This window comes from Neobacillus sp. plas4, from assembly GCF_057221695.1.
This window is the reverse complement of record NZ_CM170152.1, coordinates 4,438,653-4,461,267: the sequence shown is the minus strand read 5'-3', so window position 1 is coordinate 4,461,267 and position 22,615 is coordinate 4,438,653. Positions and strand designations below refer to the sequence as shown.

25 protein-coding genes and 1 other annotated feature are annotated in these 22,615 nt (G+C 37.5%); of the genes, 24 read left to right on the top strand and 1 reads right to left on the bottom strand.

The window, feature by feature from the left end; genetic code table 11:
- Positions 1-260 precede the first annotated feature (260 nt).
- Positions 261-1,187 (bottom strand): Na/Pi symporter, encoded by a 927-nt coding sequence (locus AC2TFD_RS22525; RefSeq protein WP_335568470.1) that lies wholly within the window; start codon positions 1,185-1,187, stop codon positions 261-263.
- Positions 1,188-1,401: 214 nt separating this feature from the next.
- Between AC2TFD_RS22525 and rpsU the strand changes: the two genes are divergently transcribed.
- From rpsU to AC2TFD_RS22405, 24 genes are all read left to right on the top strand, one after another.
- Positions 1,402-1,575 carry a 30S ribosomal protein S21 gene (gene rpsU, locus AC2TFD_RS22520; RefSeq protein ID WP_075686208.1) on the top strand — a complete coding sequence of 58 codons (174 nt, stop codon included), beginning with the start codon at positions 1,402-1,404 and terminating at the stop codon, positions 1,573-1,575.
- A gap of 15 nt (positions 1,576-1,590) precedes the next feature.
- Positions 1,591-2,037 (top strand): GatB/YqeY domain-containing protein, encoded by a 447-nt coding sequence (locus AC2TFD_RS22515; protein ID WP_335517993.1) that lies wholly within the window; start codon positions 1,591-1,593, stop codon positions 2,035-2,037.
- Between the two features lie 113 nt (positions 2,038-2,150).
- Positions 2,151-2,786, top strand: coding sequence for an NfeD family protein (locus AC2TFD_RS22510; protein WP_335517994.1), 636 nt, complete (start codon positions 2,151-2,153; stop codon positions 2,784-2,786).
- A 46-nt stretch (positions 2,787-2,832) separates the two neighbouring features.
- Positions 2,833-3,798, top strand: coding sequence for a flotillin-like protein FloA (gene floA, locus AC2TFD_RS22505; RefSeq protein ID WP_335518026.1), 966 nt, complete (start codon positions 2,833-2,835; stop codon positions 3,796-3,798).
- 24 nt (positions 3,799-3,822) lie between these two features.
- Positions 3,823-4,239 carry a hypothetical protein gene (locus tag AC2TFD_RS22500; RefSeq protein WP_335568469.1) on the top strand — a complete coding sequence of 139 codons (417 nt, stop codon included), beginning with the start codon at positions 3,823-3,825 and terminating at the stop codon, positions 4,237-4,239.
- Between the two features lie 94 nt (positions 4,240-4,333).
- A complete protein-coding gene (yqfC, locus tag AC2TFD_RS22495; protein ID WP_335518001.1) occupies positions 4,334-4,636 on the top strand; it encodes a sporulation protein YqfC in 303 nt (100 codons plus the stop codon).
- Entirely contained in the window at positions 4,633-5,826 is a 1,194-nt protein-coding gene (gene yqfD / locus AC2TFD_RS22490; RefSeq protein WP_335568468.1) for a sporulation protein YqfD, read from the top strand. Before yqfC ends, yqfD begins: the two co-directional genes overlap by 4 nt.
- On the top strand, positions 5,823-6,791 hold the full coding sequence (locus AC2TFD_RS22485; RefSeq protein ID WP_335518007.1) for a PhoH family protein: 969 nt from the start codon (positions 5,823-5,825) through the stop codon (positions 6,789-6,791). The genes yqfD and AC2TFD_RS22485 overlap by 4 nt, the downstream gene beginning before the upstream one ends.
- 186 nt (positions 6,792-6,977) lie before the next feature.
- Positions 6,978-9,143 (top strand): HD family phosphohydrolase, encoded by a 2,166-nt coding sequence (locus AC2TFD_RS22480; protein ID WP_335518010.1) that lies wholly within the window; start codon positions 6,978-6,980, stop codon positions 9,141-9,143.
- The gene (gene ybeY, locus AC2TFD_RS22475; RefSeq protein ID WP_335518013.1) at positions 9,140-9,613 is read left to right on the top strand and encodes an rRNA maturation RNase YbeY; all 474 of its coding nucleotides are present in this window, start codon (positions 9,140-9,142) and stop codon (positions 9,611-9,613) included. Before AC2TFD_RS22480 ends, ybeY begins: the two co-directional genes overlap by 4 nt.
- Complete coding sequence (locus tag AC2TFD_RS22470; RefSeq protein WP_335518017.1) at positions 9,591-9,995, top strand: diacylglycerol kinase family protein; 405 nt, start codon at positions 9,591-9,593, stop codon at positions 9,993-9,995. The genes ybeY and AC2TFD_RS22470 overlap by 23 nt, the downstream gene beginning before the upstream one ends.
- Before the next feature lie 182 nt (positions 9,996-10,177).
- On the top strand, positions 10,178-10,579 hold the full coding sequence (locus AC2TFD_RS22465; protein WP_335518020.1) for a cytidine deaminase: 402 nt from the start codon (positions 10,178-10,180) through the stop codon (positions 10,577-10,579).
- Complete coding sequence (era, locus tag AC2TFD_RS22460) at positions 10,569-11,486, top strand: GTPase Era (RefSeq protein WP_335568467.1); 918 nt, start codon at positions 10,569-10,571, stop codon at positions 11,484-11,486. The genes AC2TFD_RS22465 and era overlap by 11 nt, the downstream gene beginning before the upstream one ends.
- Before the next feature lie 350 nt (positions 11,487-11,836).
- Entirely contained in the window at positions 11,837-11,980 is a 144-nt protein-coding gene (locus AC2TFD_RS22455) for a YqzL family protein (protein WP_075686228.1), read from the top strand.
- 31 nt (positions 11,981-12,011) lie between these two features.
- A complete protein-coding gene (gene recO / locus AC2TFD_RS22450; protein WP_484674003.1) occupies positions 12,012-12,764 on the top strand; it encodes a DNA repair protein RecO in 753 nt (250 codons plus the stop codon).
- 49 nt (positions 12,765-12,813) lie between these two features.
- Positions 12,814-12,997, top strand: a binding site (T-box leader).
- 56 nt (positions 12,998-13,053) lie between these two features.
- On the top strand, positions 13,054-14,436 hold the full coding sequence (locus tag AC2TFD_RS22445; protein ID WP_335520202.1) for a glycine--tRNA ligase: 1,383 nt from the start codon (positions 13,054-13,056) through the stop codon (positions 14,434-14,436).
- A gap of 55 nt (positions 14,437-14,491) precedes the next feature.
- Entirely contained in the window at positions 14,492-15,127 is a 636-nt protein-coding gene (ccpN, locus tag AC2TFD_RS22440; protein WP_335520199.1) for a transcriptional regulator CcpN, read from the top strand.
- Positions 15,128-15,198: 71 nt separating this feature from the next.
- A complete protein-coding gene (locus tag AC2TFD_RS22435) occupies positions 15,199-16,008 on the top strand; it encodes a pyruvate, water dikinase regulatory protein (protein WP_335520196.1) in 810 nt (269 codons plus the stop codon).
- 218 nt (positions 16,009-16,226) lie between these two features.
- Entirely contained in the window at positions 16,227-16,511 is a 285-nt protein-coding gene (locus AC2TFD_RS22430) for a DUF188 domain-containing protein (RefSeq protein ID WP_420489015.1), read from the top strand.
- A gap of 98 nt (positions 16,512-16,609) precedes the next feature.
- Positions 16,610-18,418: a DNA primase gene (gene dnaG, locus AC2TFD_RS22425; protein ID WP_335568463.1), complete on the top strand. Its 1,809-nt coding sequence runs from the start codon at positions 16,610-16,612 to the stop codon at positions 18,416-18,418.
- Positions 18,419-18,459: 41 nt separating this feature from the next.
- A complete protein-coding gene (gene rpoD / locus AC2TFD_RS22420; RefSeq protein ID WP_335510533.1) occupies positions 18,460-19,587 on the top strand; it encodes an RNA polymerase sigma factor RpoD in 1,128 nt (375 codons plus the stop codon).
- Positions 19,588-20,161: 574 nt separating this feature from the next.
- A complete protein-coding gene (gene cccA, locus AC2TFD_RS22415; protein ID WP_335568462.1) occupies positions 20,162-20,518 on the top strand; it encodes a cytochrome c550 in 357 nt (118 codons plus the stop codon).
- Positions 20,519-20,784: 266 nt separating this feature from the next.
- Positions 20,785-21,516 carry a tRNA (adenine(22)-N(1))-methyltransferase gene (locus AC2TFD_RS22410; RefSeq protein WP_335510529.1) on the top strand — a complete coding sequence of 244 codons (732 nt, stop codon included), beginning with the start codon at positions 20,785-20,787 and terminating at the stop codon, positions 21,514-21,516.
- Positions 21,494-22,609 carry a Nif3-like dinuclear metal center hexameric protein gene (locus tag AC2TFD_RS22405; RefSeq protein ID WP_484674002.1) on the top strand — a complete coding sequence of 372 codons (1,116 nt, stop codon included), beginning with the start codon at positions 21,494-21,496 and terminating at the stop codon, positions 22,607-22,609. The genes AC2TFD_RS22410 and AC2TFD_RS22405 overlap by 23 nt, the downstream gene beginning before the upstream one ends.
- Positions 22,610-22,615 lie beyond the last annotated feature (6 nt).

Below are 22,615 nucleotides of genomic sequence, written 5' to 3'. Positions count from 1 at the left end.
GGGCCTTTTTAAATAGTAATTACCAATTAAGCGGAATTTTTCCGTCTATTTATCATAGCGTGTGCTTAACCTGATTCCCCAACCAATAAGTAGGGGTACTCTTGGTCCTCTAAGTTCGGGAATCGGCAGTTTTTTATCGGCCAGGTTATTCAGATATAAAATTGTACTGAAAAAGACGTATTCCAATTCATACGTCTTTTCATGTGTCTTTTAATAATAAAGCCAAAGCCCCGAAAACGGAACCTTTTAGGCCATCTTTACTATGTTTTTCTGCCATGTACCTTCAAAATTAACTCTCCAAATTTCGTAGCAAACGGCAGGACCATAACCGAGGATACCACATTAAAAATAACACTAATATGTGCAAGCTGGATCATTTTTTCCTCAGCTAATAAATGGGCATTTTCGGATAATAGCGGAATAAAGGGAGAAAAGAGTAATACGCCAGCTACATTGAGCCAAACATGCGCAAATGCCGCCAATCTGGATTCTTTACCTCCTCCAATTGAAGCAATAAGAGCAGTAATACATGTTCCGATATTGGCACCAAATACGATGGCAATACCTGCATCTAGATGGAGCAGACCAGCTGTTAGAAATCCCATGGTGATACCAGTCATAGCGGTACTCGATTGAATAATAGCAGTAATGAAGGCTCCGGTTAAAATACTTAAGAGGATATTATCGTTGATGGAGAGAATATAGTTATTAATAAAAGGAAGAGCAGTTAATGGTTTGGCTAAAAGCTCAAAACCTTTCATTGCTGTAAACACAGAGGCGATTCCAAAGGTGACCATGCCGATACTTCTTAGCTTGATTGATTTAAAAAAGGTAAGAAATGCTCCGATTATGGCAAGTGGAACTAATACTTTATCAAGGTTGAACGTGATTAGTTCCGTTTTAAAGGTTGTTCCAATATTAGTACCCAAGATGATTCCAATTGATTGGGGAAACGTCATAATTTTAGTTGAAATCAGCCCGATTGTAATAACCATTACGGCAGAACTGCTCTGTAACAATGCAGTTACAAAGGTGCCTGTCACCATTCCTTTTAGTGGTGTACTTGTTAATTTTGTCAACCAGCCTTTCAATTTATTCCCAGATAAATTAAATAACCCGAACCTTATTATCGTCATGCCAAAAATAAATAATAAAATAAATAAAATAAATAAAACTATGTATAGCATGTCCTTACCCCCTCTCTTCATTGTATGTCCTTCGAGGGCGGACATGCCAAATTTAAGTGAGTCGTTCAAAAATTTGTAGTATTTACGAATAAAAATTTCAAAAGCTTAAATATCTCATAAGAAATACAGTTGACCTTGTTTCTTTGATATATTATAATTGCAAGGTACATGGATTGAATGTAAGTGTGTTGTGTTTCGGAGGGAGGGAAAGAGAATGTCTAAAACCGTCGTTAAGAAAAACGAATCGCTTGAAGATGCTCTTCGTCGCTTCAAACGTACAGTATCAAAAACTGGTACTTTACAAGAGGCAAGAAAGCGCGAATTCTACGAAAAGCCAAGTGTAAAGCGTAAGAAAAAGTCTGAAGCTGCAAGAAAACGTAAGTTCTAAGAGAGGGTGTAATTGATGAGTCTTCTCGAGCGTTTAAATAGTGACATGAAACAAGCGATGAAAAATAAGGAAAAAGACAAACTCACAACGATTCGGATGGTAAAAGCTTCATTGCAAAATGAAGCGATTAAGCTTGGAACAAAAGAACTTTCCGAAGATACTGAGTTAACAATCCTTTCTCGCGAAGTAAAGCAACGCAAAGATTCCCTCCATGAATTTGATAAAGCAGGTCGTCAAGATCTTGTTGATAAATTGCGTACAGAATTGGCTATCGTCGAACTGTATTTACCGAAGCAGCTTTCCGAAGAAGAGTTGTCAGAAATTGTTAAAGAAACAATCTCTGAAGTCGGTGCAAAATCAAAAGCGGATATGGGAAAAGTGATGGCTGCGATTATGCCTAAAGTAAAAGGTAAAGCAGACGGTTCACTTGTAAATAAATTTGTACAACAACACCTTTCATAATTATTCTGACAACCAAAACCGCGAGCGTATGCTTGCGGTTTTTAATTTTGTTGGGATTGAAACTTATATGGAAATGAAACGTATTACTGGTGTTAGAGGAAGGGAGGGTAACCATGATTGAGTTTCTCACAGACCCAATCGTTGTAACATTGTTATTAACCATTGCAGGGGCAGCAATTGTTTATGAGCTTTTTTCATCAAGGTTTGGTATATCAGGATTTATAGGATTGTTTGCATTACTTCTATTCTTTTATGGACATTTTCAAGCTGGTCTTGCTGGTTTCGGTACGATTATGTTATTTGCGCTTGGAATTATGCTTATTTTCTTGGAATTTTTTCTTCCAGGAGCCATTTCGGGTACACTGGGATTAGCTGCACTAATTGCTAGCCTGTTTTTAGCAGGAGAAAATCCATTGAGTATCGGAATATCCATTTTTATTTCTATATGCGTTTCAATTGCTTTGTTAATAGTTATGGTAAAGGTATTAGGTAAAAAAATCGTCTTATTTAATCGGATGATTCTGTTTGATGCAGCGAAGAAAGAGGATGGTTATGTCTCTAATGTGAATCGAACGGATTTAATAGGGAAACAAGGAATCGCATTGACAGTCTTAAGACCGTCAGGAACAGCAGTTATAAATAATGAAAGAATCGATGTTGTAACCGAAGGCGATTTCATTGACAAAAATGCTAAAATCAATGTGATCAAGGTTGAAGGAGTACGGATCGTAGTCAGAAAAGTAAATTAGTTATTAGGAGGTAAGTGCTGTGGAATTAACGAGTGGAAGTTTATTTATGATTGGAATAATCGTGGTAGCGTTAATTTTCCTTGGAATATTATTATCCTTTGTTCCGGTAATGCTTTGGATTTCAGCATTGGCTGCAGGGGTTAGAATTAGTATCTTTACATTAGTAGGGATGAGACTTAGACGGGTTACTCCGAGCAGAGTGGTGAATCCGCTTATTAAAGCGCATAAGGCTGGAATAAATGTAACAACGAACCAGCTTGAGAGTCACTACCTAGCAGGCGGGAACGTGGATCGAGTGGTCAATGCTTTAATTGCTGCCCATCGTGCAAACATAGAGTTATCATTTGAACGCTGTGCTGCAATTGATTTGGCTGGCCGTGATGTATTAGAAGCTGTACAAATGAGTGTTAACCCTAAAGTCATTGAAACACCCTTTATTGCAGGTGTTGCCATGAATGGTATTGAAGTAAAAGCCAAAGCGAGAATTACGGTAAGAGCAAACATTGATCGCCTAGTTGGTGGTGCCGGTGAAGATACTGTTGTCGCTCGTGTTGGGGAAGGGGTCATTTCAACGATTGGTTCATCTGAAGACCATAGTAAAGTACTCGAGAGCCCTGAACTGATTTCGCAAACAGTCTTAGCTAAAGGATTAGATTCTGGTACCGCCTTTGAAATTCTATCAATTGATATTGCCGATGTTGATTTAGGTAGAAATATCGGTGCTGAACTGCAAACGGAACAAGCGGAAGCAGATAAGAAAATTGCCCAAGCAAAAGCGGAAGAGCGCAGGGCTATGGCTGTTGCTTCGGAGCAGGAAATGAAGGCAAGAGTAGAAGAAATGAGAGCTAAGGTTGTTGAGGCAGAGGCAGAGGTGCCGCTAGCCCTAGCAGAAGCATTGAAATCCGGCAATATTAGTGTCATGGAATATATGAACTATAAAAATATTTCGGCAGATACGGATATGCGTGGATCGATAGGAAAGATGACGGGTGAGAAAAAAGATGACCAGTAATCTTCCTTAGAAGGAGGTTGAGGCATGGAAACCATATTATTTTTAATTATCGCTGGTATTCTTTCAACCCTTTTCGGGAAATCGAAGGGTAAAGGTAACGGGCCGACAAAACCTTTCACGGCAAAAGGATTTGATGATTTTCGCACTAGGGTTGAACAACAAATGGGGGGATTCCCCAGAAAAACAGAACCAATTTCTACTGGTGAGCCCGTGTTGCAGAAACTTCAAAATATAGAGGAAACATATCAACAAATGAAATCTGTTTCACCAAGCAGGCCTGTAGAGCCTGTTAAGCCCATTACAGCCTCAAGATTGGAAGTTAAAACAGAGGATAACACATTAGAAAAACCAGATGAAAAAACGATCATTAATGGGATTATTTGGGCGGAAATCTTAGGTGAGCCGCGAGCTAAAAAACCGTACATTCCAAGAAAAGGCTAAATTAATTATTTCAAATCGTACGCATTAAAAGAAAAAGAAGTGCTAGAACCTTCCTTCATTTCATAAAATTGAGATGAAAGGGGGTTCTTTTTTTATGGCAAAAAAATGGGGCCTGCGTGTCCGGAACTGGATGGCACAAAAAATGGATCTTCCTCAAGATGTCATGATGGATTTACCCCGTATTACAATGATAGGGCAAATCCATATATATATAGAGAATCACAGGGGTTTGATTACCTTTACAGATAAAGAATTACGTCTCTTGTTAAAACAGGGCCAATTGCAAATAAAAGGGAAATCTTTCGTGATAAAGACCATTTTACCTGAAGAGATTTTGCTTGAAGGAAAAATTGATCAGGTCCTTTATATAAATGAAAATCCAGGAGGAGCAAAATGAAAAACCAATGGATCGAATTTTTAACTGGCAGGGTAACTGTTAAAGTATCTGGAAGAGGTATAGAAAGATTTTTAAATGTCCTAACTCGTAATGGCTTAATGATTTGGAATGTGAAAAGACATGGGACGGAAACGATCACCTTTACGATGAGACTTGCTGACGCGTTGAAAATAAGACATTACGCAAGAGAGAGGGAATGCTCCATTTCGTTTTTAAAAAGGGCAGGAATGCCTTTTTTATTTAAGCGATTATTGAAAAATAGCGGGTTTATTGCTGGAGCCCTCTTATTTTTCTTACTTATCATGTTCTTATCCAACGTTATTTGGGGAATCGATATCAAAGGAGCAAAGCCTGCAACGGAGTATCAGATTCGCAAAGAATTGGACAAGATGGGGGTAAAGGTAGGTAAAATTCAATTTTTTGTTGATAATGTAGAAGGAATTCAAAGGGAATTGACCAATAAAATCGGCAGCCTCACCTGGGTTGGTGTGGAATTAAAAGGGACAACCTACCAGCTTCAAGTGGTTGAGAAGAAGGAGCCCGAAAAGCCTGAACAACTGGAGCCTAGAAACCTTGTTGCAAAAAAGAAGGCCATTATTGCTTCCATGTTTGTAGAAACGGGACAGAAGGTTGTCGATATTAATGACCATGTGGAGGCAGGGCAATTACTCGTTTCGGGTGTCATAGGTCAGGAAGGGCAAACACAGCAAGTAGCAGCAGTGGGTGAGGTTTGGGGGGAAACATGGTATAAAAGCCATGTGGAATTGCCGCTAATAACCAATTTCTTTGTATTCAACGGTCAAGAAAAGCAAAAACATTCTCTCATTATCGGCAATCTAGAGATTCCAATTTGGGGATTTGGAGATCCGGAATTTAAAGAATATGAGGCAGAAAAGAATATAAAGAAGATAAATTTTCTTAAATGGGAGCTGCCAATATCATTTAGCAATGAAACATTACGGGCCCGTGAAGAGACAACTCGGACATATAGTACCAAGGAAGCTGAAAAAATTGCTTTGGAATTAGCAAAAAATAAAATAAAAACCGGATTGGATGAAGAAGCTATAATCAAAGATGAAAAAATTTTACACAAAGAGTTGAAAAATGGTAAAGTTATCCTAGATATTCATTTTAAGATAATCGAAAATATTGCGGTTGGACAACCAATACCTAAGGAGACTCCTGAATGACAGTTAAGCTTAAAACAATAAATGTGCAACTAGAAAATCCAAACGAGGCGATTGCTCTCCTGGGCAACGCAGATGCCAATATAAAAATAATAGAAGAAGAGCTTGAAGTATCTATTGTCACCCGTGGCGAATCGGTCAGTTTATCAGGTGAAGAGGAAAAGGTAGTACTTGCTAGTCAAATTCTTGATAAGCTTATTTTTGTAATCCGAAAGGGTGTAACCATCAGCCAAAGGGATGTCTTGTCAGCGATTCAAATGGCTCAAAAAGGAACACTTGATTACTTTACGAATCTTTATGACGAAGAAATTGCAAAAAACGTAAAAGGAAAAACTATTCGAATTAAAACACTTGGACAAAGACAATATGTGATGGCCATCCGCCAAAATGACTTGGTATTTGGAATTGGGCCGGCCGGAACAGGCAAAACATATTTAGCCGTTGTAATGGCGGTCAATGCGTTAAAAAACGGACAAGTAAATAAGATTATTTTAACCAGGCCGGCAGTCGAGGCAGGAGAAAGCCTTGGTTTTTTACCGGGTGATCTAAAAGAGAAGGTGGATCCTTATTTACGCCCTCTATATGATGCACTGAACGATATACTCGGTTCAGAACACACTCAAAGATTAATTGAGCGCGGAACAATTGAAATTGCGCCGCTTGCCTATATGAGGGGCCGGACATTAGACGATGCCTTTGTAATATTAGATGAGGCACAAAATACTACCCATGCGCAAATGAAGATGTTTCTAACACGCCTTGGCTTTGGTTCAAAAATGGTTATTACTGGGGACCAAACGCAAATTGATTTACCGAAAGGTGCAAAGTCAGGCCTAATAGCAGCAGAAAAAATATTATTGGGTGTCAATGGAATTTCCTTTATTTTCTTAGAACAAAGTGACGTTGTCAGACATCCATTAGTGGGCAGAATCATTGAGGCATATGAAAAGAAACCACTCCCAAATTAAAGCTAATAAATGAGGGATAAACCGCTAATCGGTTTATCCCTTTGCCATGTATTCCTATTAAATACTTTGAAAAAGTCCGCTCTGCTAATAGAAGGTGAAACTTCAGGAAAAAACTGTTATCATTTTACTAAGCAGATTTACATAAGTGACAAAGGTTTATTTTTGGTGCTTTTGGGGGGAATAGGGTTGAAAAAAATACAGCAGTATTTAATGCAAATAAAAAAGCTTCTCGATTATACCTTCTTCAGAGTGGTAGTTTTTGTGGTTCTAGGAGTCATATTATTTTCCTCATTGTATGGGAATGTAAAGCCCGAGAAGCTTGATATAAGTCTGTTAACAGTAGCGGAGAAGACCATTCGTTCACCGGCAACCGTTGAAGATAAAATTAGTACCGAAAAAAAGCGGCAAGAAGCATTGGATCATGTGCAGGACGTTTATACATTAAAAAAAGAATATTCCTCCAATCAGGTAGATTTAATAACCTCTATTTTTGACTCTGCTTCTGAAGTGAATAAAGAAATAAAGGATACTGCGGAAAAACAGAGCCCAATCGATGAAGACCCTTTAGGGTTTGTCGTACCAACGGTTGAAGAAGAAGTAACCATGCTTAAAGAGAAATTAACGGATCGTGTCACAAAGGACCTATCTGAACGTGTGTTTACCGCACTTGTACAAGCCAGTAATGATGAATTATCAATTGCTAAAGACTTAACGGTAACGGCTATTAACAATGTAATGAACAAACGAATTTCAGCGGATGATGTTGAAAATGCAAAAAAGACTTTAGAAGAAGAATTAAAGTTTACCACATTGAATGGTGATTTAAAGAATGCCTCCATTGAATTAGGCCGATACGCTGTCATTCAAAATGAGTTTTATGATCCGGAAGCAACGGAAGAACTGCGAAAACAAGCAGGTGAATCAGTTGAACCAGTAAAAATTCTACAAGGTCAAATTATTGTCGAAGAAGGTAAATTAATCCGACAAGAAGAATATCGACAACTTGAATTAGTTGGTTTATTGGATAATAAACAATCTTATAAACCTTTTATTGGATTGATAATCCTGCTAGCAATTATATTGAGCTCTATTTATTTTTATTTTTATCAGGTAAAGGAGCAGCCAGAGAAGAGGCAGACGAATTTTCTATTGTTTGTAATTATTTTTCTCCTGACGTTTTTTATCCTGAAAATCATCAGTATGCTGCAAATTTTTAATTACTCGGGTATTGGTTACTTATTTCCTGCGGCTATGGGCGGGATGTTGTTAAAAATATTAATAGATGAGAAACTAGCGATTCTTTCATCGATCATTTTATCTATTTTTGGAAGTGTACTATTTAATGAAGGGGTTTCTGGTACGCTTAACTTTTCTGTCGGAATTTATATTCTGTTTAGTGCTCTTGCAGGTGTACTCTTTTTAAGCAATCAGAATCAGCGATCAAAAATCCTGCAGGCAGGCTCTTTTACTGCGGCTGTGAATCTATTTACAATTTGGGCACTTATGTTTTTGCCAAATGGACAATTTTCTGGGTTGGAATATGGGTATTATATCTTAACAGCCATCTTCTCAGGAATCAGTTCTGCTGTACTGACGATGGGGCTATTACCATTATTTGAAACAAGCTTTGGTATTCTATCCACAATGAAATTGATAGAGCTGTCGAGTCCTAATCATCCACTTCTAAGGAAAATTCTAATGGAAGCACCAGGAACCTACCACCATAGTGTGATGGTGGCCAATCTTGCGGAGGCTGCCTGCGAGGCAATTGGGGCAAATGGATTGTTAGCAAGAGTAGGGTGTTATTACCACGATATTGGTAAAACAAAACGACCAAACTTTTTTATCGAAAATCAAATGCATCTTGAAAATCCACATGATCGTATACAGCCTGATAAAAGTGCTAATATTATTATTTCACATGTAACCGATGGGGCCGCTATCTTAAAGAAATACAATATGCCAAAGGAAATCATCCATATTGCCGAGCAGCACCATGGTACTACCTTGCTGAAATACTTTTATCATAAGGCTGCACAAGCTGGAGAAGAGGTTAAGGAAGAGGATTACCGGTATCCGGGTCCGAAGGCACAATCGAAAGAATCAGCCATTGTTGGTATTGCTGACAGTGTGGAGGCTGCTGTAAGATCCCTTAGTCAGCCAACTCCTGAAACCATTGAGACACTGGTAAAAAAGATTGTTGCGGATCGTCTTCAGGATGGGCAATTAAATGAATGTGACTTAACTTTGAAAGAATTAGAGACTGTCACCCACTCTTTTTGTGAAACCTTAAAAGGAATATTCCACTCCAGGATTGAATATCCAGAAATGACAAAGAAGGTGCAAGAATGAACAAATTGATGATTGATTTAGTTGATGAAACCAATCAGCTGTCGAATGAACAAATGGAAGAAATTGAAAAGCTGTTAAACTTTGCTGCAGATCAAGAACAAGTGGATGATCAAAGTGAAGTATCTGTGACGTTTGTTTCTAATGAAAGAATTCATGAAATTAACCGTGAATACAGAGATAAAGACGCTCCTACGGATGTTATTTCATTTGCAATGGAAGAGCTGGGAGAGGGAGAAATTGAATTGATAGGAGCTGAGATTCCTCGAATATTGGGGGATATAATCGTTTCCATACCGAAGGCAGAAGAACAGGCAAAAGAGTATGGACATTCATTTAATCGAGAGCTGGGCTTTTTGTGTGTGCATGGTTTCCTCCATCTTTTAGGATATGACCATATGGAAAAAGCGGAGGAAGAAAAAATGTTTTCGCGACAGAAGGAAATTTTAGATGAATATGGACTCACACGATAAAGCAGTTTCATTATTGAAATCTTTTTCTTATGCTCTGACAGGCATAAAGACTGCCCTTTGGACAGAAAGAAATATGCGTATCCATTTATTGGTTTCGATAGGTGTAATTTGCTGCTCGTATTTTTTTTCAATAAGTAAACTAGAATGGTTATTTGTCATTGTTGCAATTGGCGGAATTTTTTCTTTAGAATTACTAAATACAGCAATCGAGCGAGTGGTGGATTTGATTACAGAAGAGTATCATCCCCTTGCTAAACAAGCAAAAGATTTAGCTGCCGGTGCTGTTTTTATTTACGCGCTCACTGCAGTAATCATTGGGGTAATCATCTTTGTACCTCATATTCTAAGATGGGTATTAACAGTTTATTTTATTGCAATTTGAAATGGAATTGTAAATCCGGTACAATAATTTATCAACTAGTAGCTGAAAAAGGTAAATTAGTTGACTTTTGAGAAAATTCAAATTTATTTATTACTTTTTCGCTACAAGTGATGATTTTGTGACATTTTTAGGGTAAAATAAAGAAAGCGGCAGAATAATTGCTGGAAGGGAAGATTGAACTTTTGAACATCGAGAAATTAATCGAAGAATCAAAGAAAGCAAGAGAAAAAGCATATATTCCATATTCTAAATTTGGGGTAGGAGCAGCTTTATTAACAACAGATGGAAAAGTATATCATGGATGTAATATAGAAAATGCCGCTTATAGCATGTGCAATTGCGCGGAACGTACTGCAATATTTAGTGCGTATTCTCAAGGTGATCGAGATTTTAAAATGCTTGCCGTTGTCGCTGATACCGATCGTCCCTGCTCACCATGTGGAGCATGCCGTCAGGTAATCTCGGAACTGTGTCCTGGGGACATGAAGGTCGTTCTAACCAACTTAAAAGGTGAAACATTAGAAACTACTGTTGCTGAGTTACTTCCAGGTGCCTTTACTATGGAGGATTTACATGCTGAGTAATGAAAATAAAGGATTTAAATCTGGTTTTATTTCAATTATAGGACGCCCAAATGTAGGAAAGTCAACATTTCTAAACCGAGTTATTGGTCAGAAAATTGCTATTATGAGCGATAAACCTCAGACAACTCGTAATAAAATTCAGGGTGTATTAACATTAAACGATACCCAAATGGTTTTTATAGATACACCAGGGATTCATAAGCCGAAGCATAAACTTGGCGATTTTATGATGAAGGTTGCCCAAAACACATTAAAAGAAGTTGATTTAATCCTATTTATGGTAAATGCTGAGGAAGGCTTTGGGCGTGGAGAAGAATTTATTCTGGAAAAATTTCAAACCGTTAACACACCAATCTTTCTTGTTATAAATAAAATTGACCAAATACACCCAGATGAATTATTACCGCTTATTGAATCTTATAAAGATAAATATCACTTTAAAGAAATTGTTCCTATATCCGCACTTGAGGGGAATAATGTTGAGAGATTACTTGAACAAATTAAAGTCTATTTACCGGAGGGACCCCAGTATTATCCGGCAGATCAGGTAACCGATCACCCAGAAAGATTTATTATCACCGAGTTAATTCGAGAAAAAGCGCTGCACTTAACACGTGAAGAAATTCCTCACTCGCTTGCCGTAGTACTTGATAAAATGGAACGGCAAAAGGGAAAGGATATCATCCATGTTATGGCTACAGTTATTGTGGAGAGAGACTCTCAAAAAGGCATCATTATTGGAAAACAAGGAAGTATGCTCAAAGAAATCGGGAAGCGCGCCCGAGTGGATATTGAGAATCTTCTAGGATCAAAAGTTTTCTTAGAACTTTGGGTTAAAGTTCAAAAGGATTGGCGAAATAAAATGTCCCAACTGCGCGATTTTGGCTTTAACGAAGATGAATACTAATACGTGCTGTCTAGCTACAGCGCCTAGCCCCTCTATGGTCTACAGCCAATCCGTCATGAAGGTTAAAAAGCAACCTTCCTGCCGGCTCGTCTTATGCTTGTCGGGGCTGTACACTAAGGAAAGCTCGTTAGGATAATCATCGCAGGAACAAGCTGCTTTTTGCTTGTTCCGAAGGCGCTTCCGCTTTTCTATATACACCCTAAATAACCTATTAACTTTCTTATAAAATTATGCATGGACAACATTAACAATATTTTCGTCTTATGATTTTTGCTTAGGCAGGCTATGATAATTGTAAGGTTTGGGATTCTTAAAATGGCTAGTCTAAATCATGAAAGGTGGGGTTTTCGATGATGGATTTTACGTGGAAAGTATTCCTACAGACAGGCAATATTGACACTTATCTTCTCTTTAAAGAGCTCGAGAAGGAAAACCAAGAAATACCCGGAAATCAGAATGAAGATCTAGCGCAAATGGATTTTCCCGTTTCATAAGTTTGTCTAATGTATCGGGATGGTGACAGCTATGCTTCAAAAATGCGAAGGCATCGTCATTAGGACTACAGATTATGGTGAAACCAATAAAATTATTACTCTTTATACAAGAGAGTGGGGAAAGATCGGCGTTATGGCAAGAGGGGCTAAAAAGCCAACCAGCCGTCTTTCCTCCATTACCCAGCTTTTTACTCACGGGTATTTTTTAGTCCAAAGAAGCAGTGGACTAGGCAGTGTTCAACAGGGAGAAATGATTACCAGCTTTCGGGCAATAGGTGAAGATATATTTTTAACTGCCTATGCTAGTTATATCGTTGAATTAACAGATAAATCTACTGACGATAAAAAACCAAACCCATTTCATTTCGAACTGCTTTTTCAAACTCTTAATTATATGAATGAAGGATATGATCCAGATATCCTGACTAATATTTATGAAATGAAAATGCTAAATGTGCTGGGATTGTATCCCACATTAAACCAATGTTCCGTTTGCGGCAGCACAGACGGACTTTTTTCTTTTTCCATCCGTGAAGGTGGGTTTATATGTCAACGGTGTTTGGGCAAAGATCCATACCATTATAAATTATCGCCATCATCTGTAAAATTATTACGTTTATTTTATTATTTTGATCTGTCGAGATTAGGTAATATCTCCGTAAAACAGGAAACCAAGGATGAATTAAAAACCATCATTGCTGCTTACTATGAAGAATATTCAGGACTTTATTTAAAATCTAAAAAATTTCTTCAGTCAATGGAAAAATTTCGAAATCAATTTTAGGAGTTTATTGACTTTTATTTTAGATTTCGATAATATGTGATGTAATAATATAGTTGCTATGATGGAAAAGAGTACTTAGCAAGTTACTATAAAAGCGAACCTAGGATGGTGTAAGCTAGGGTATAGGGCACTAAGGAAGGCGTTCTTGAGCAAATTAATGTGTTTAACACATAAAAGAGGCTGCTTTTAGAGCGGCAAATAGGGTGGAACCGCGGGTAACTCTCGTCCCTATGCTTAATTTAAGCATAGGGATGGGAGTTTTTTATTTTATTAAGGAGGAGTTACAGAAATGAAAGTATCAATGGAGCAAATAGTTTCTCATGCAAAACACAGAGGTTTTATTTTTCCAGGATCAGAAATCTACGGTGGTCTGGCTAATACATGGGACTACGGCCCTTTAGGAGTCGAATTTAAAAACAACATAAAGCAAGCTTGGTGGAAGAAGTTTGTGCAAGAGTCACCATACAATGTTGGACTAGATGCAAGTATCTTAATGAATCCAAGGACATGGGAAGCATCCGGACATATCGGTAACTTCAATGATCCAATGATGGATTGTAAAAACTGTAAAGCTAGACATCGTGCCGATAAGCTGATCGAAAATGCTTTAGATGAAAAGGGAGTAGAGATGATTGTTGATGGGCTTCCATTTGATAAGATGGAAGAGCTGGTAAAAGAACATAATATTGCCTGTCCTGACTGTGGCAGTCATGATTTTACCGGCATTCGTCAGTTCAATTTAATGTTCAAAACGTTCCAAGGAGTAACGGAGTCTAGTGCCAATGAAATTTTCCTGCGCCCTGAAACAGCACAAGGTATTTTTGTAAACTTTAAAAATGTGCAACGTACAATGAGAAAGAAATTACCTTTTGGTATTGCGCAAATCGGAAAAAGTTTCCGTAATGAAATCACTCCTGGAAATTTCACTTTCCGTACCCGTGAATTTGAACAAATGGAGCTTGAGTTTTTCTGTAAGCCGGGCGAAGAGCTTACATGGTTTGATTACTGGAAGAACTTTGCTGAGAAATGGCTTCATTCATTAGGGTTAAATAAGGAGAATTTAAGATTACGCGATCATTCAGAAGATGAACTTTCTCATTATAGTAATGCAACTACTGACTTTGAATATAAATTCCCATTTGGATGGGGAGAACTTTGGGGAGTAGCTTCACGGACAGACTATGATTTGAAGCAGCATATGCAATTCTCTGGAGAAGATTTCAACTACATCGACCCAGAGACAAATGAAAGATATATACCTTACTGTATCGAGCCTTCACTTGGTGCTGACCGGGTAACATTGGCATTTTTAATTGATGCATATGACGAAGAACAACTTGAAGATGGAACTTCTAGAACCGTTATGCACTTCCATCCTGCACTGGCACCATTTAAAGCAGCAATTCTGCCATTATCGAAAAAACTTTCTGAAGAAGCTAGAGAAGTTTATGAAACATTGGCAAAGCATTTTTCTGTAGACTATGATGAAGCAGGATCAATCGGAAAACGTTACCGCAGGCATGATGAAATCGGGACACCATTCTGTATTACCTTTGATTTTGATTCTAAAGAAGATAAAATGGTAACAATTAGAGACCGTGACACCATGGAACAAACTCGAGTTCCAATCGCCGAATTAGTTTCCTTTATTCAAGAAAAGATCATGTTTTAAAGTTTAAAATCAGAGGTGCGGCGGATCGAACCGCATCTCTAACAAATGTTTAAATATGGTGGTGAGAAAAATAGAACTGACCAAACGCCAAGAACATATCATTGAGATTGTGAAGGAGCATGGACCAATTACTGGGGAGAGTATTGCTGAACAACTTAACCTAACTAGAGCTACTTTGAGACCGGATTTATCGATCTTAACAATGGCTGGATTTTTAGATGCAAGGCCTCGGGTCGGGTATTTTTATACTGGGAAATCAGGGACTGCGCTTTTAACTGAAAGCCTTCAGAAGATACTTGTGAGAGATTATAATTCCATTCCTATCATTGTGAAGGAAAATGTTTCGGTATATGACGCAATTTGTACAATGTTCCTTGAGGATGTGGGAACATTATTTGTTGTAGACCAAAACTCACTTTTGGTTGGTGTGTTATCACGAAAGGATTTGCTCCGAGCGAGCATTGGAAAACAAGAACTAACTGCACTGCCAATCAACATTATTATGACGAGAATGCCGAATATAACAATGTGTGAAATGGATGACTCATTAATTGATGTTGCAAAATTATTAATTGAAAAACAAATCGATGCCTTACCAGTTGTAAGACAATCAGAAAATGGATATGAAGTAATTGGCAGAATAACTAAAACAAATATCACAAAAGCATTTGTTGCCTTGGGGAATGAGTGATAGGACAACATCCCAAGGACTCCGACGTAGACATTAATAAAAGTATTTTCCAGAGGAGCTGTTGAGGAAGAATGATTACGCCTGTCATATATGTGGTATCTGATTCAGTGGGGGAAACAGCTGAATTAGTTACAAAAGCGGCAATCAGCCAGTTTAATGGGTCAGGGATGACGTTGAAAAGATTTCCTTATGTGGAGGATAAAGAACACATTGATGAAGTTATTTCGCTCGTTACGATGGACCATGCGATGATTGCTTTTACATTAGTAAAACCAGATATGCGTGTTTACATGAAGGAAAAAGCAGATGAAGCAGGAATATATGCAGTTGATTTAATCGGTCCAATTATGGATCAAATTCAAATCTTCAGCGGGAAAACCCCTTTGTGCGAACCCGGATTGGTAAGAAAACTAGATGAGGATTATTTTAAAAAAGTAGAGGCCATTGAGTTTGCAGTTAAATATGATGATGGTCGTGACCCCAGAGGAATATTAAAAGCGGATATTGTCCTAATTGGAGTATCTAGAACCTCAAAAACTCCTTTGTCACAATACCTAGCTTTAAAACGTTTAAAAGTTGCCAATGTACCTCTTGTACCAGAAGTGGATCCACCTGAGGAATTATACAAAGTTCCTGCAGAAAAATGCTTTGGACTAAAAATCAGCCCTCAAAAACTAAATAACATAAGAAGAGAACGGTTGATTTCCTTAGGGTTAAATGATCAGGCCAGCTATGCAAATATAGAAAGAATTCGTGATGAGTTAACCTTCTTTGAAAAAATAGTAAATAAAATTCATTGTCCGGTTATAGATGTAACCAATAAGGCAGTAGAAGAAACAGCCAATGTTATCTTAAATTACGTTCATAAAAGAAGAGCTTAGCACATAATCTTAGATTATGTGTTTTCTAATGAATGAAAAAAGTATGGAAATGTCTAAAAGAATGTACTATAATAAAAAATTGTGATAAAAATGAATCTTTTAGGTTTAGACTTGCATGTATACGAATAAACTATTTATTGTTAGATGTCAAGGGAACCTTAAGAAAAAAATTCGACAATTACCTTTACTTTGAAAAGTTATCACTTTAAAGAAGGAATATGCGGAGTGATGTAGAATTATTACTATACAAAAGGCATTCCAACTATTTTTGTCGATGGTGTTTCATACCAGTTAAAGAGGAAAATGTCGAATTTCCTACTACATTTTCCTTGAAAGTTCTTTTTATCGCTTCTTGTGATCACCATGGAAACAATAAAACTACATATGCGAATGCAACATGGAAAAATGTTGATTCCAGAAAAGAAGCTTTGGACTTATTCATCATGAACCATACTACAAAGGGGGATATTACTGTTACACAGAATATTGGACTTGCTTTCTGATGATTAAAGAAAATTAGTGAGGAAATCAACAAAATTTTTGTCGAAAAATGCAGGAATTTAGATTTCTTTGAAGAATAAGTACAATTGGAGATGTTTTCATGGCAGAACGGATTGCCGAAGAAAAAATCAATCAAATTCGTCAGTCTGTTGATATAGTTGAATTAATTAGTGAATATGTTCAACTAAAAAAGCAAGGACGAAATTACTTCGGATTATGTCCTTTCCATGGAGAAAACTCCCCATCTTTTTCCGTCTCTATCGATAAACAAATTTACCATTGCTTTGGCTGTGGAGCGGGAGGAAATGTTTTCTCATTTTTAATGGAGCTAGAAGGAATTTCCTTTCTAGAAGCTGCCGTTAAATTAGCTGAAAAGGCTAATATTGATTTACAAGTAAACTTCTCAAGTAATGGGAAGGGGAAGAGTGTTTCTCCAGAAATACAGTCTATGCTTGACGCGCATGAGCTCTTACAGAAATTTTACCATCACTTATTAGTAAACACAAAAGATGGCCAACATGCTCTAGAGTATTTGCTGAACAGAGGATTTACCCGAGAATCGATTGATAAATTTCAGATTGGTTATTCATTAAATTCATGGGATTTTGTATACAAATTTCTTACCAAGAGAGACTTTTCTCCAGAATTGATGGAACAAGCGGGCCTAATTATCAAACGAGAAAGGGATGGAACTTATTTTGATCGATTTCGAGATCGAATTATGTTCCCAATTTTTGACCGAAATGGAAAAACGATTGCTTTTTCAGGGAGAGCGCTAGGGGCAGATGAGCCCAAATATTTAAATAGTCCTGAAACGGTTATCTTTAATAAAAGTAAAATTTTATATAATTTTCATTTGGCCAAACCGAATATTCGAAAATTGCAGCAAGCTGTTCTTTTTGAAGGTTTTGCTGATGTTATTGCTGCTGATCGATCTGGTGTGGAAAATGGGATTGCTACAATGGGTACTTCCTTGACAGAAGAGCATATAACCTTAATCCGGCAAAATACCCAGTCCATAACAATCTGTTTTGATTCAGACAAGGCGGGAATAGAAGCCGCTTATAGAGCTGGTAATATGCTAATGGAAGCTGGATGTACCATTAAAGTTGCCATGATGTCAGATGGACTTGATCCAGACGAATATATAAAAAAAAATGGCCCAGAAAAGTTTCGTAATGAAGTTATAAGTGCAAGTCTTACCTGGATGGCATTCAAATTTCTTTATTTTCGTAGAGGAAAAAATCTTCAAATTGAAGGAGATCGGCTTGCCTATATCGAAACTATACTTAGAGAAATAAGTAAATTGACAAAAGCTGTAGAAAAAGATCATTATTTGCGTCAGCTTGCATCAGAGTTTTCTATTTCATTAGAAGCATTACAGCAACAGCTAAAACAAATTTTCTTTACAGAAAAAAGAAAATCAAGTGGTCAAACACAGCCGGTCAAACAGCCAAGTATGATTGTAAAACCGGAGAAAAGATTACCAAAGGCACATTTTACAGCTGAACGGTGTTTAATTGCCCATATGTTAAAAGATAGGGATACAGCTTATAAGGTTCAGGACTTATTACAGGGGAACATGTTTAACACTGATGAACATCAGGCAATAATAACATATCTAATTGGTTTTTACGAAGAGCATATGAATCCTGATACTAGTGCATTTTTAACCTATATTCAAGATAGCAATCTTAGAAGAATAGTCGCTGATATTGAAATGATGTCAGTAAATGACGAATTGAGCAATCAAGAATTAAATGATTATATCAAACAGGTGTTGAATTATCAAAAAATGTTAAAGATAAAAGAAAAAGAAGTGGAACTGAAAGAAGCAGAGCGGCAAAGTGATTATAGCAAAGCAGCTGCAATTGCTACTGAAATCAATCAATTGCGTAAATCGCTATAGATTCCATTTTAATGTCTTTGATTCTGGAAGGAGGGGGACATATGGCTGAAAAATCAGCCCGTTCAAAAGAGGCCGAGAACGAATTGACCTTTGAACAAGTAAAAGAACAGTTAACGGTACTGGGTAAAAAAACCGGAGTCCTTGCCTACGATGATATTGCGGAAAGAATGGCAAATTTTGATTTAGAATCCGATCAAATGGATGAATTTTATGAATTTCTAGGTGATCAAGGAATTGAATTAGTAGGAGAAAGTGACGAGGAAGATCCAAATCCTAAGCAATTAGCAAAAGGCGATGACGATGAGTTTGATTTAAACGATCTTAGCGTTCCTCCTGGAGTTAAGATAAACGATCCTGTTCGTATGTATTTAAAAGAAATTGGGCGTGTAGATTTACTTTCTGCTGAAGAAGAAATAAAACTGGCTAACCGAATTGAGGAAGGCGATGAAGAAGCAAAACGACGTCTTGCTGAAGCAAACCTCAGGCTTGTAGTTAGTATTGCCAAACGATATGTTGGCCGCGGTATGTTATTTCTTGATCTCATTCAAGAAGGTAATATGGGACTCATCAAAGCTGTTGAAAAATTTGATTATCGTAAAGGCTTTAAATTTAGTACGTATGCTACTTGGTGGATACGTCAAGCTATCACTAGAGCTATTGCTGACCAAGCTAGAACCATTCGTATTCCAGTGCATATGGTCGAAACCATTAATAAACTTATCCGTGTACAGAGACAATTACTTCAGGACCTAGGCCGCGAACCTACACCAGAAGAAATTGGCGAAGATATGGATTTAACACCAGATAAGGTTAGAGAAATTCTAAAAATCGCGCAAGAGCCTGTCTCTCTTGAAACTCCTATAGGAGAAGAAGATGATTCGCACCTTGGTGATTTTATCGAGGACCAAGACGCAACCTCGCCTTCTGAGCATGCTGCCTATGAATTATTAAAAGAGCAGTTGGAAGATGTCCTAGATACCCTAACAGACCGTGAAGAAAACGTTCTTCGCTTACGCTTTGGATTGGATGACGGACGTACCCGTACTCTAGAAGAGGTTGGAAAAGTATTTGGTGTTACCCGTGAACGTATCAGACAAATTGAAGCAAAGGCACTGCGTAAATTACGCCATCCAAGTCGCAGCAAACGCCTAAAAGACTTCTTAGAATAAAAAAACGAAAGATGGTTTACTTCTTACGAGAGGTAAACTATTTTTTTGTCTAGCCCCGGATGAGCTCCTTGTACTCCAACTGGAAATGAAAGCACTTTCGGTATTTGTATTTATTTTACTGAATTGTTTTACAGTTTGCAAATAGGTAAAAGTATTCTTTTTGTTTTTTATCACAAATTACTTTGGGAATAAAGCGTTATTTCTTTGGAAATCCACAATCTTTCATATGTGGCAGCTGGAAATTTGTATTCAAAAATAACTAAAAATATTTATAAGTATTTTTATGAAGGAAGCTTGTTGAAAGATGTGCTTTTTTATGCTTTCGGAATTTTTGAGAATGTCCCTTGAAATCACAGAAAGGTTTTTGCCAGTTAAATTGGTTGTAAAGGGATGATTAGGGAAGAATACAAAGGCTGACTCCTTATATGATTTAGTCTTTTTAGGCATTTTTCTAAATATTATCGCGACAAAATAAGTTTAGGGCTTTTCCTTCTTACGTTTTTAAAGTAAAATAGTAATTGTTTGTAGAAGACTATTTCATTTACAGTTGTACGTACATAAGGGAGGTTAAATCATGAATCGAAATCCGGTAATGGGGTACATCCTAATCTTTGTATTTGGTATCGGACTAATGTTCTTATTGTCTTTTAAAGGCCTCGGGGATATGGATGAGCTTGCCAAGGAAAAAGAAGGCGGTACAGAGACAGAACAGGTTGTAAGGGCACCTGAAGATATTTACAAGTCATGTGTAAGCTGCCACGGTGACGCATATCAAGGTGGAATGGGTCCTGCTCTAAAAGGTGTTGGAGATAGGTTATCCAAAGATGAAATCATTGAAGTCGTTACAAAGGGCAGAGGAGCTATGCCAGGCGGCATGGTTAAACCTGAAGAATCAGAAGCCATGGCTGAATGGTTAGCAAATATTAAATAATTTTTTTCTGAAAAGGTCCTTTGCTTCTGTAAAGGACTTTTTTTATACTGGATGTAATTATATAGGCTCATTTCTTAAACTTTGTTGCTATTTGGAAACAAAATTTAATAATTATGCCAGCTTATGCAGGAAAGAGATAATTTTATTAGAAAAGAGCAGCAAACTAAATTTTAACGTGCAAAATAACTATTTCCACGTTAAAATCGGCTTTAGGATTTTAACAATAAACATTACATAACAACCAAAATAAAAAAGTGGTGAAAGATGTGAATACGGATAAATTATCAGTTCGGTTACAAACGGTAGCAAAATATGTCCCTAAAGAATCTAGACTTGCGGACATAGGCTCCGATCATGCATATTTACCAAGTTATCTAGTAAAAAACGGACAAATCTCCTTTGGAATCGCTGGAGAAGTTGCAAAAGGTCCCTTCCAGTCTGCTGAAAAAAATGTACAGGCAGAAGGTCTAACAGGAAGGATATCAGTACGAATGGGAGATGGCCTGGAAGTAATTCAGCCTGGCGAAGTGGACTGTATTACTATTGCTGGAATGGGTGGGAGTCTTATTGCCAGTATATTAGAAAGTGGAAATGAAAAGCTAGGTTCGGTAAAACGTCTTGTGTTACAGCCCAATATTAACGCAATTGCGATTCGCAGTTGGTTAGTCGAACATAATTGGGAACTGATTGCAGAGGAAATCATTGAAGAAGATAACAAGATTTATGAAATTTTAGTGGCAGAAAAGGGAGATCCTTTAAAACCTTATCGTGACATACGATTCGAAACTGGTCTTCTGGTTGGACCTTTCCTTCTTCACAGAAAAGAAGAGGCATTTAACAAGAAATGGAGTTTAGAAAAGAAAAATTGGAATCGGATTTATAAGCAGCTTGAAAGTGCGGCTCCGTCAGCTGAAACGGAGGAGAAAAAACAGGAGCTGTTGCAGAAAATTACTCTTATCGAGGGGGTATTGGTAAATGAAGACAGCCAATGGACATGAGATCATCCAGCTATTCGAACAGTTTTCACCAAAAGGTCTTGCAATGGAAGGCGATAAAATAGGCTTACAAATTGGAAGGCTGAATAAGAAGATTGAAAAAGTTATGATTGCTTTAGATGTTTTGGAAGAGGTCATAGATGAAGCGATTGAAAAGCAAGTACAGTTAATTATTGCCCACCATCCTCCAATCTTTCGCCCACTAAAAAATGTCCTGACAGATACTGTGCAGGGGAGAATGATTGAGAAACTGATAAAGCATGATATAGCGGTTTATGCAGCACATACTAACCTTGATGTGGCAACAGGTGGAGTGAATGACCTCTTAGCTGAGGCATTAGGATTAGCGAATCCAGAAGTACTGGTGCCTACATTTGAAACAAACCTGAAGAAGGTAGTCATCTATACACCAGAAAGTCACGCAGAAGCCATTAGACAGGCTCTGGGCAAGTCTGGTGCAGGCTTCATCGGCAATTATAGCCATTGTACTTTTTCTGCCGAAGGAACGGGAAGGTTTTTACCAGAGGCAAGGACAAACCCATATATCGGAGAGCAAGGACAACTAGAAGCGGTGGATGAGGTCAGAATTGAAACAATCGTACCAGAGCACCTTATAAAAAAGGTTGTTTCTGCCATGATTAAGGCACATCCATACGAAGAAGTTGCCTATGATGTTTACCCTATTGAAAATAAAGGCGAGGTTCTTGGACTTGGTAAAATTGGAACTGTGGATGAAATGACTTTAGGTGAGTTTGTTGAGAAAGTAAAAATGGCTCTGGAAGTTGATAAGGTCCGCGTGGTTGGCGATTTGACTTCAAAGGTAAAGAAGGTTGCTGTATTAGGCGGGGATGGGAATAAATATTTCAAGCATGCTAAATTTAGAGGTGCTGATGTTTATGTTACTGGAGATATTTATTATCATACAGCACATGATGCTATGATGGAGGGATTAAATATCATTGATCCAGGTCATAATGTTGAAAAAATCATGAAAAAGGGCGTAACCAAAACCCTTACAAAAATGTGCAAGGAATCAGGGTATGAAGTAGAAATCTTCCCTTCTGAAGTGAATACAGATCCGTTTCAGTATATTTAAAAAAAC

Coding starts and splice junctions, on each gene's coding strand:
- ybeY (WP_335518013.1), top strand. CDS start 9,140: ATGAACAAATTGATGATTGATTTAGTTGATGAAACCAATCAGCTGTCG.
- rpoD (WP_335510533.1), top strand. CDS start 18,460: ATGGCTGAAAAATCAGCCCGTTCAAAAGAGGCCGAGAACGAATTGACC.
- AC2TFD_RS22510 (WP_335517994.1), top strand. CDS start 2,151: ATGATTGAGTTTCTCACAGACCCAATCGTTGTAACATTGTTATTAACC.
- ccpN (WP_335520199.1), top strand. CDS start 14,492: ATGGTGGTGAGAAAAATAGAACTGACCAAACGCCAAGAACATATCATT.
- AC2TFD_RS22405 (WP_484674002.1), top strand. CDS start 21,494: ATGAAGACAGCCAATGGACATGAGATCATCCAGCTATTCGAACAGTTT.
- floA (WP_335518026.1), top strand. CDS start 2,833: ATGATTGGAATAATCGTGGTAGCGTTAATTTTCCTTGGAATATTATTA.
- AC2TFD_RS22525 (WP_335568470.1), bottom strand. CDS start 1,187: ATGCTATACATAGTTTTATTTATTTTATTTATTTTATTATTTATTTTT.
- AC2TFD_RS22435 (WP_335520196.1), top strand. CDS start 15,199: ATGATTACGCCTGTCATATATGTGGTATCTGATTCAGTGGGGGAAACA.
- era (WP_335568467.1), top strand. CDS start 10,569: ATGCTGAGTAATGAAAATAAAGGATTTAAATCTGGTTTTATTTCAATT.
- AC2TFD_RS22430 (WP_420489015.1), top strand. CDS start 16,227: ATGCGGAGTGATGTAGAATTATTACTATACAAAAGGCATTCCAACTAT.
- dnaG (WP_335568463.1), top strand. CDS start 16,610: ATGGCAGAACGGATTGCCGAAGAAAAAATCAATCAAATTCGTCAGTCT.
- AC2TFD_RS22500 (WP_335568469.1), top strand. CDS start 3,823: ATGGAAACCATATTATTTTTAATTATCGCTGGTATTCTTTCAACCCTT.
- AC2TFD_RS22485 (WP_335518007.1), top strand. CDS start 5,823: ATGACAGTTAAGCTTAAAACAATAAATGTGCAACTAGAAAATCCAAAC.
- recO (WP_484674003.1), top strand. CDS start 12,012: ATGCTTCAAAAATGCGAAGGCATCGTCATTAGGACTACAGATTATGGT.
- yqfC (WP_335518001.1), top strand. CDS start 4,334: ATGGCAAAAAAATGGGGCCTGCGTGTCCGGAACTGGATGGCACAAAAA.
- rpsU (WP_075686208.1), top strand. CDS start 1,402: ATGTCTAAAACCGTCGTTAAGAAAAACGAATCGCTTGAAGATGCTCTT.
- AC2TFD_RS22470 (WP_335518017.1), top strand. CDS start 9,591: ATGAATATGGACTCACACGATAAAGCAGTTTCATTATTGAAATCTTTT.
- cccA (WP_335568462.1), top strand. CDS start 20,162: ATGAATCGAAATCCGGTAATGGGGTACATCCTAATCTTTGTATTTGGT.
- yqfD (WP_335568468.1), top strand. CDS start 4,633: ATGAAAAACCAATGGATCGAATTTTTAACTGGCAGGGTAACTGTTAAA.
- AC2TFD_RS22455 (WP_075686228.1), top strand. CDS start 11,837: ATGATGGATTTTACGTGGAAAGTATTCCTACAGACAGGCAATATTGAC.
- AC2TFD_RS22515 (WP_335517993.1), top strand. CDS start 1,591: ATGAGTCTTCTCGAGCGTTTAAATAGTGACATGAAACAAGCGATGAAA.
- AC2TFD_RS22445 (WP_335520202.1), top strand. CDS start 13,054: ATGAAAGTATCAATGGAGCAAATAGTTTCTCATGCAAAACACAGAGGT.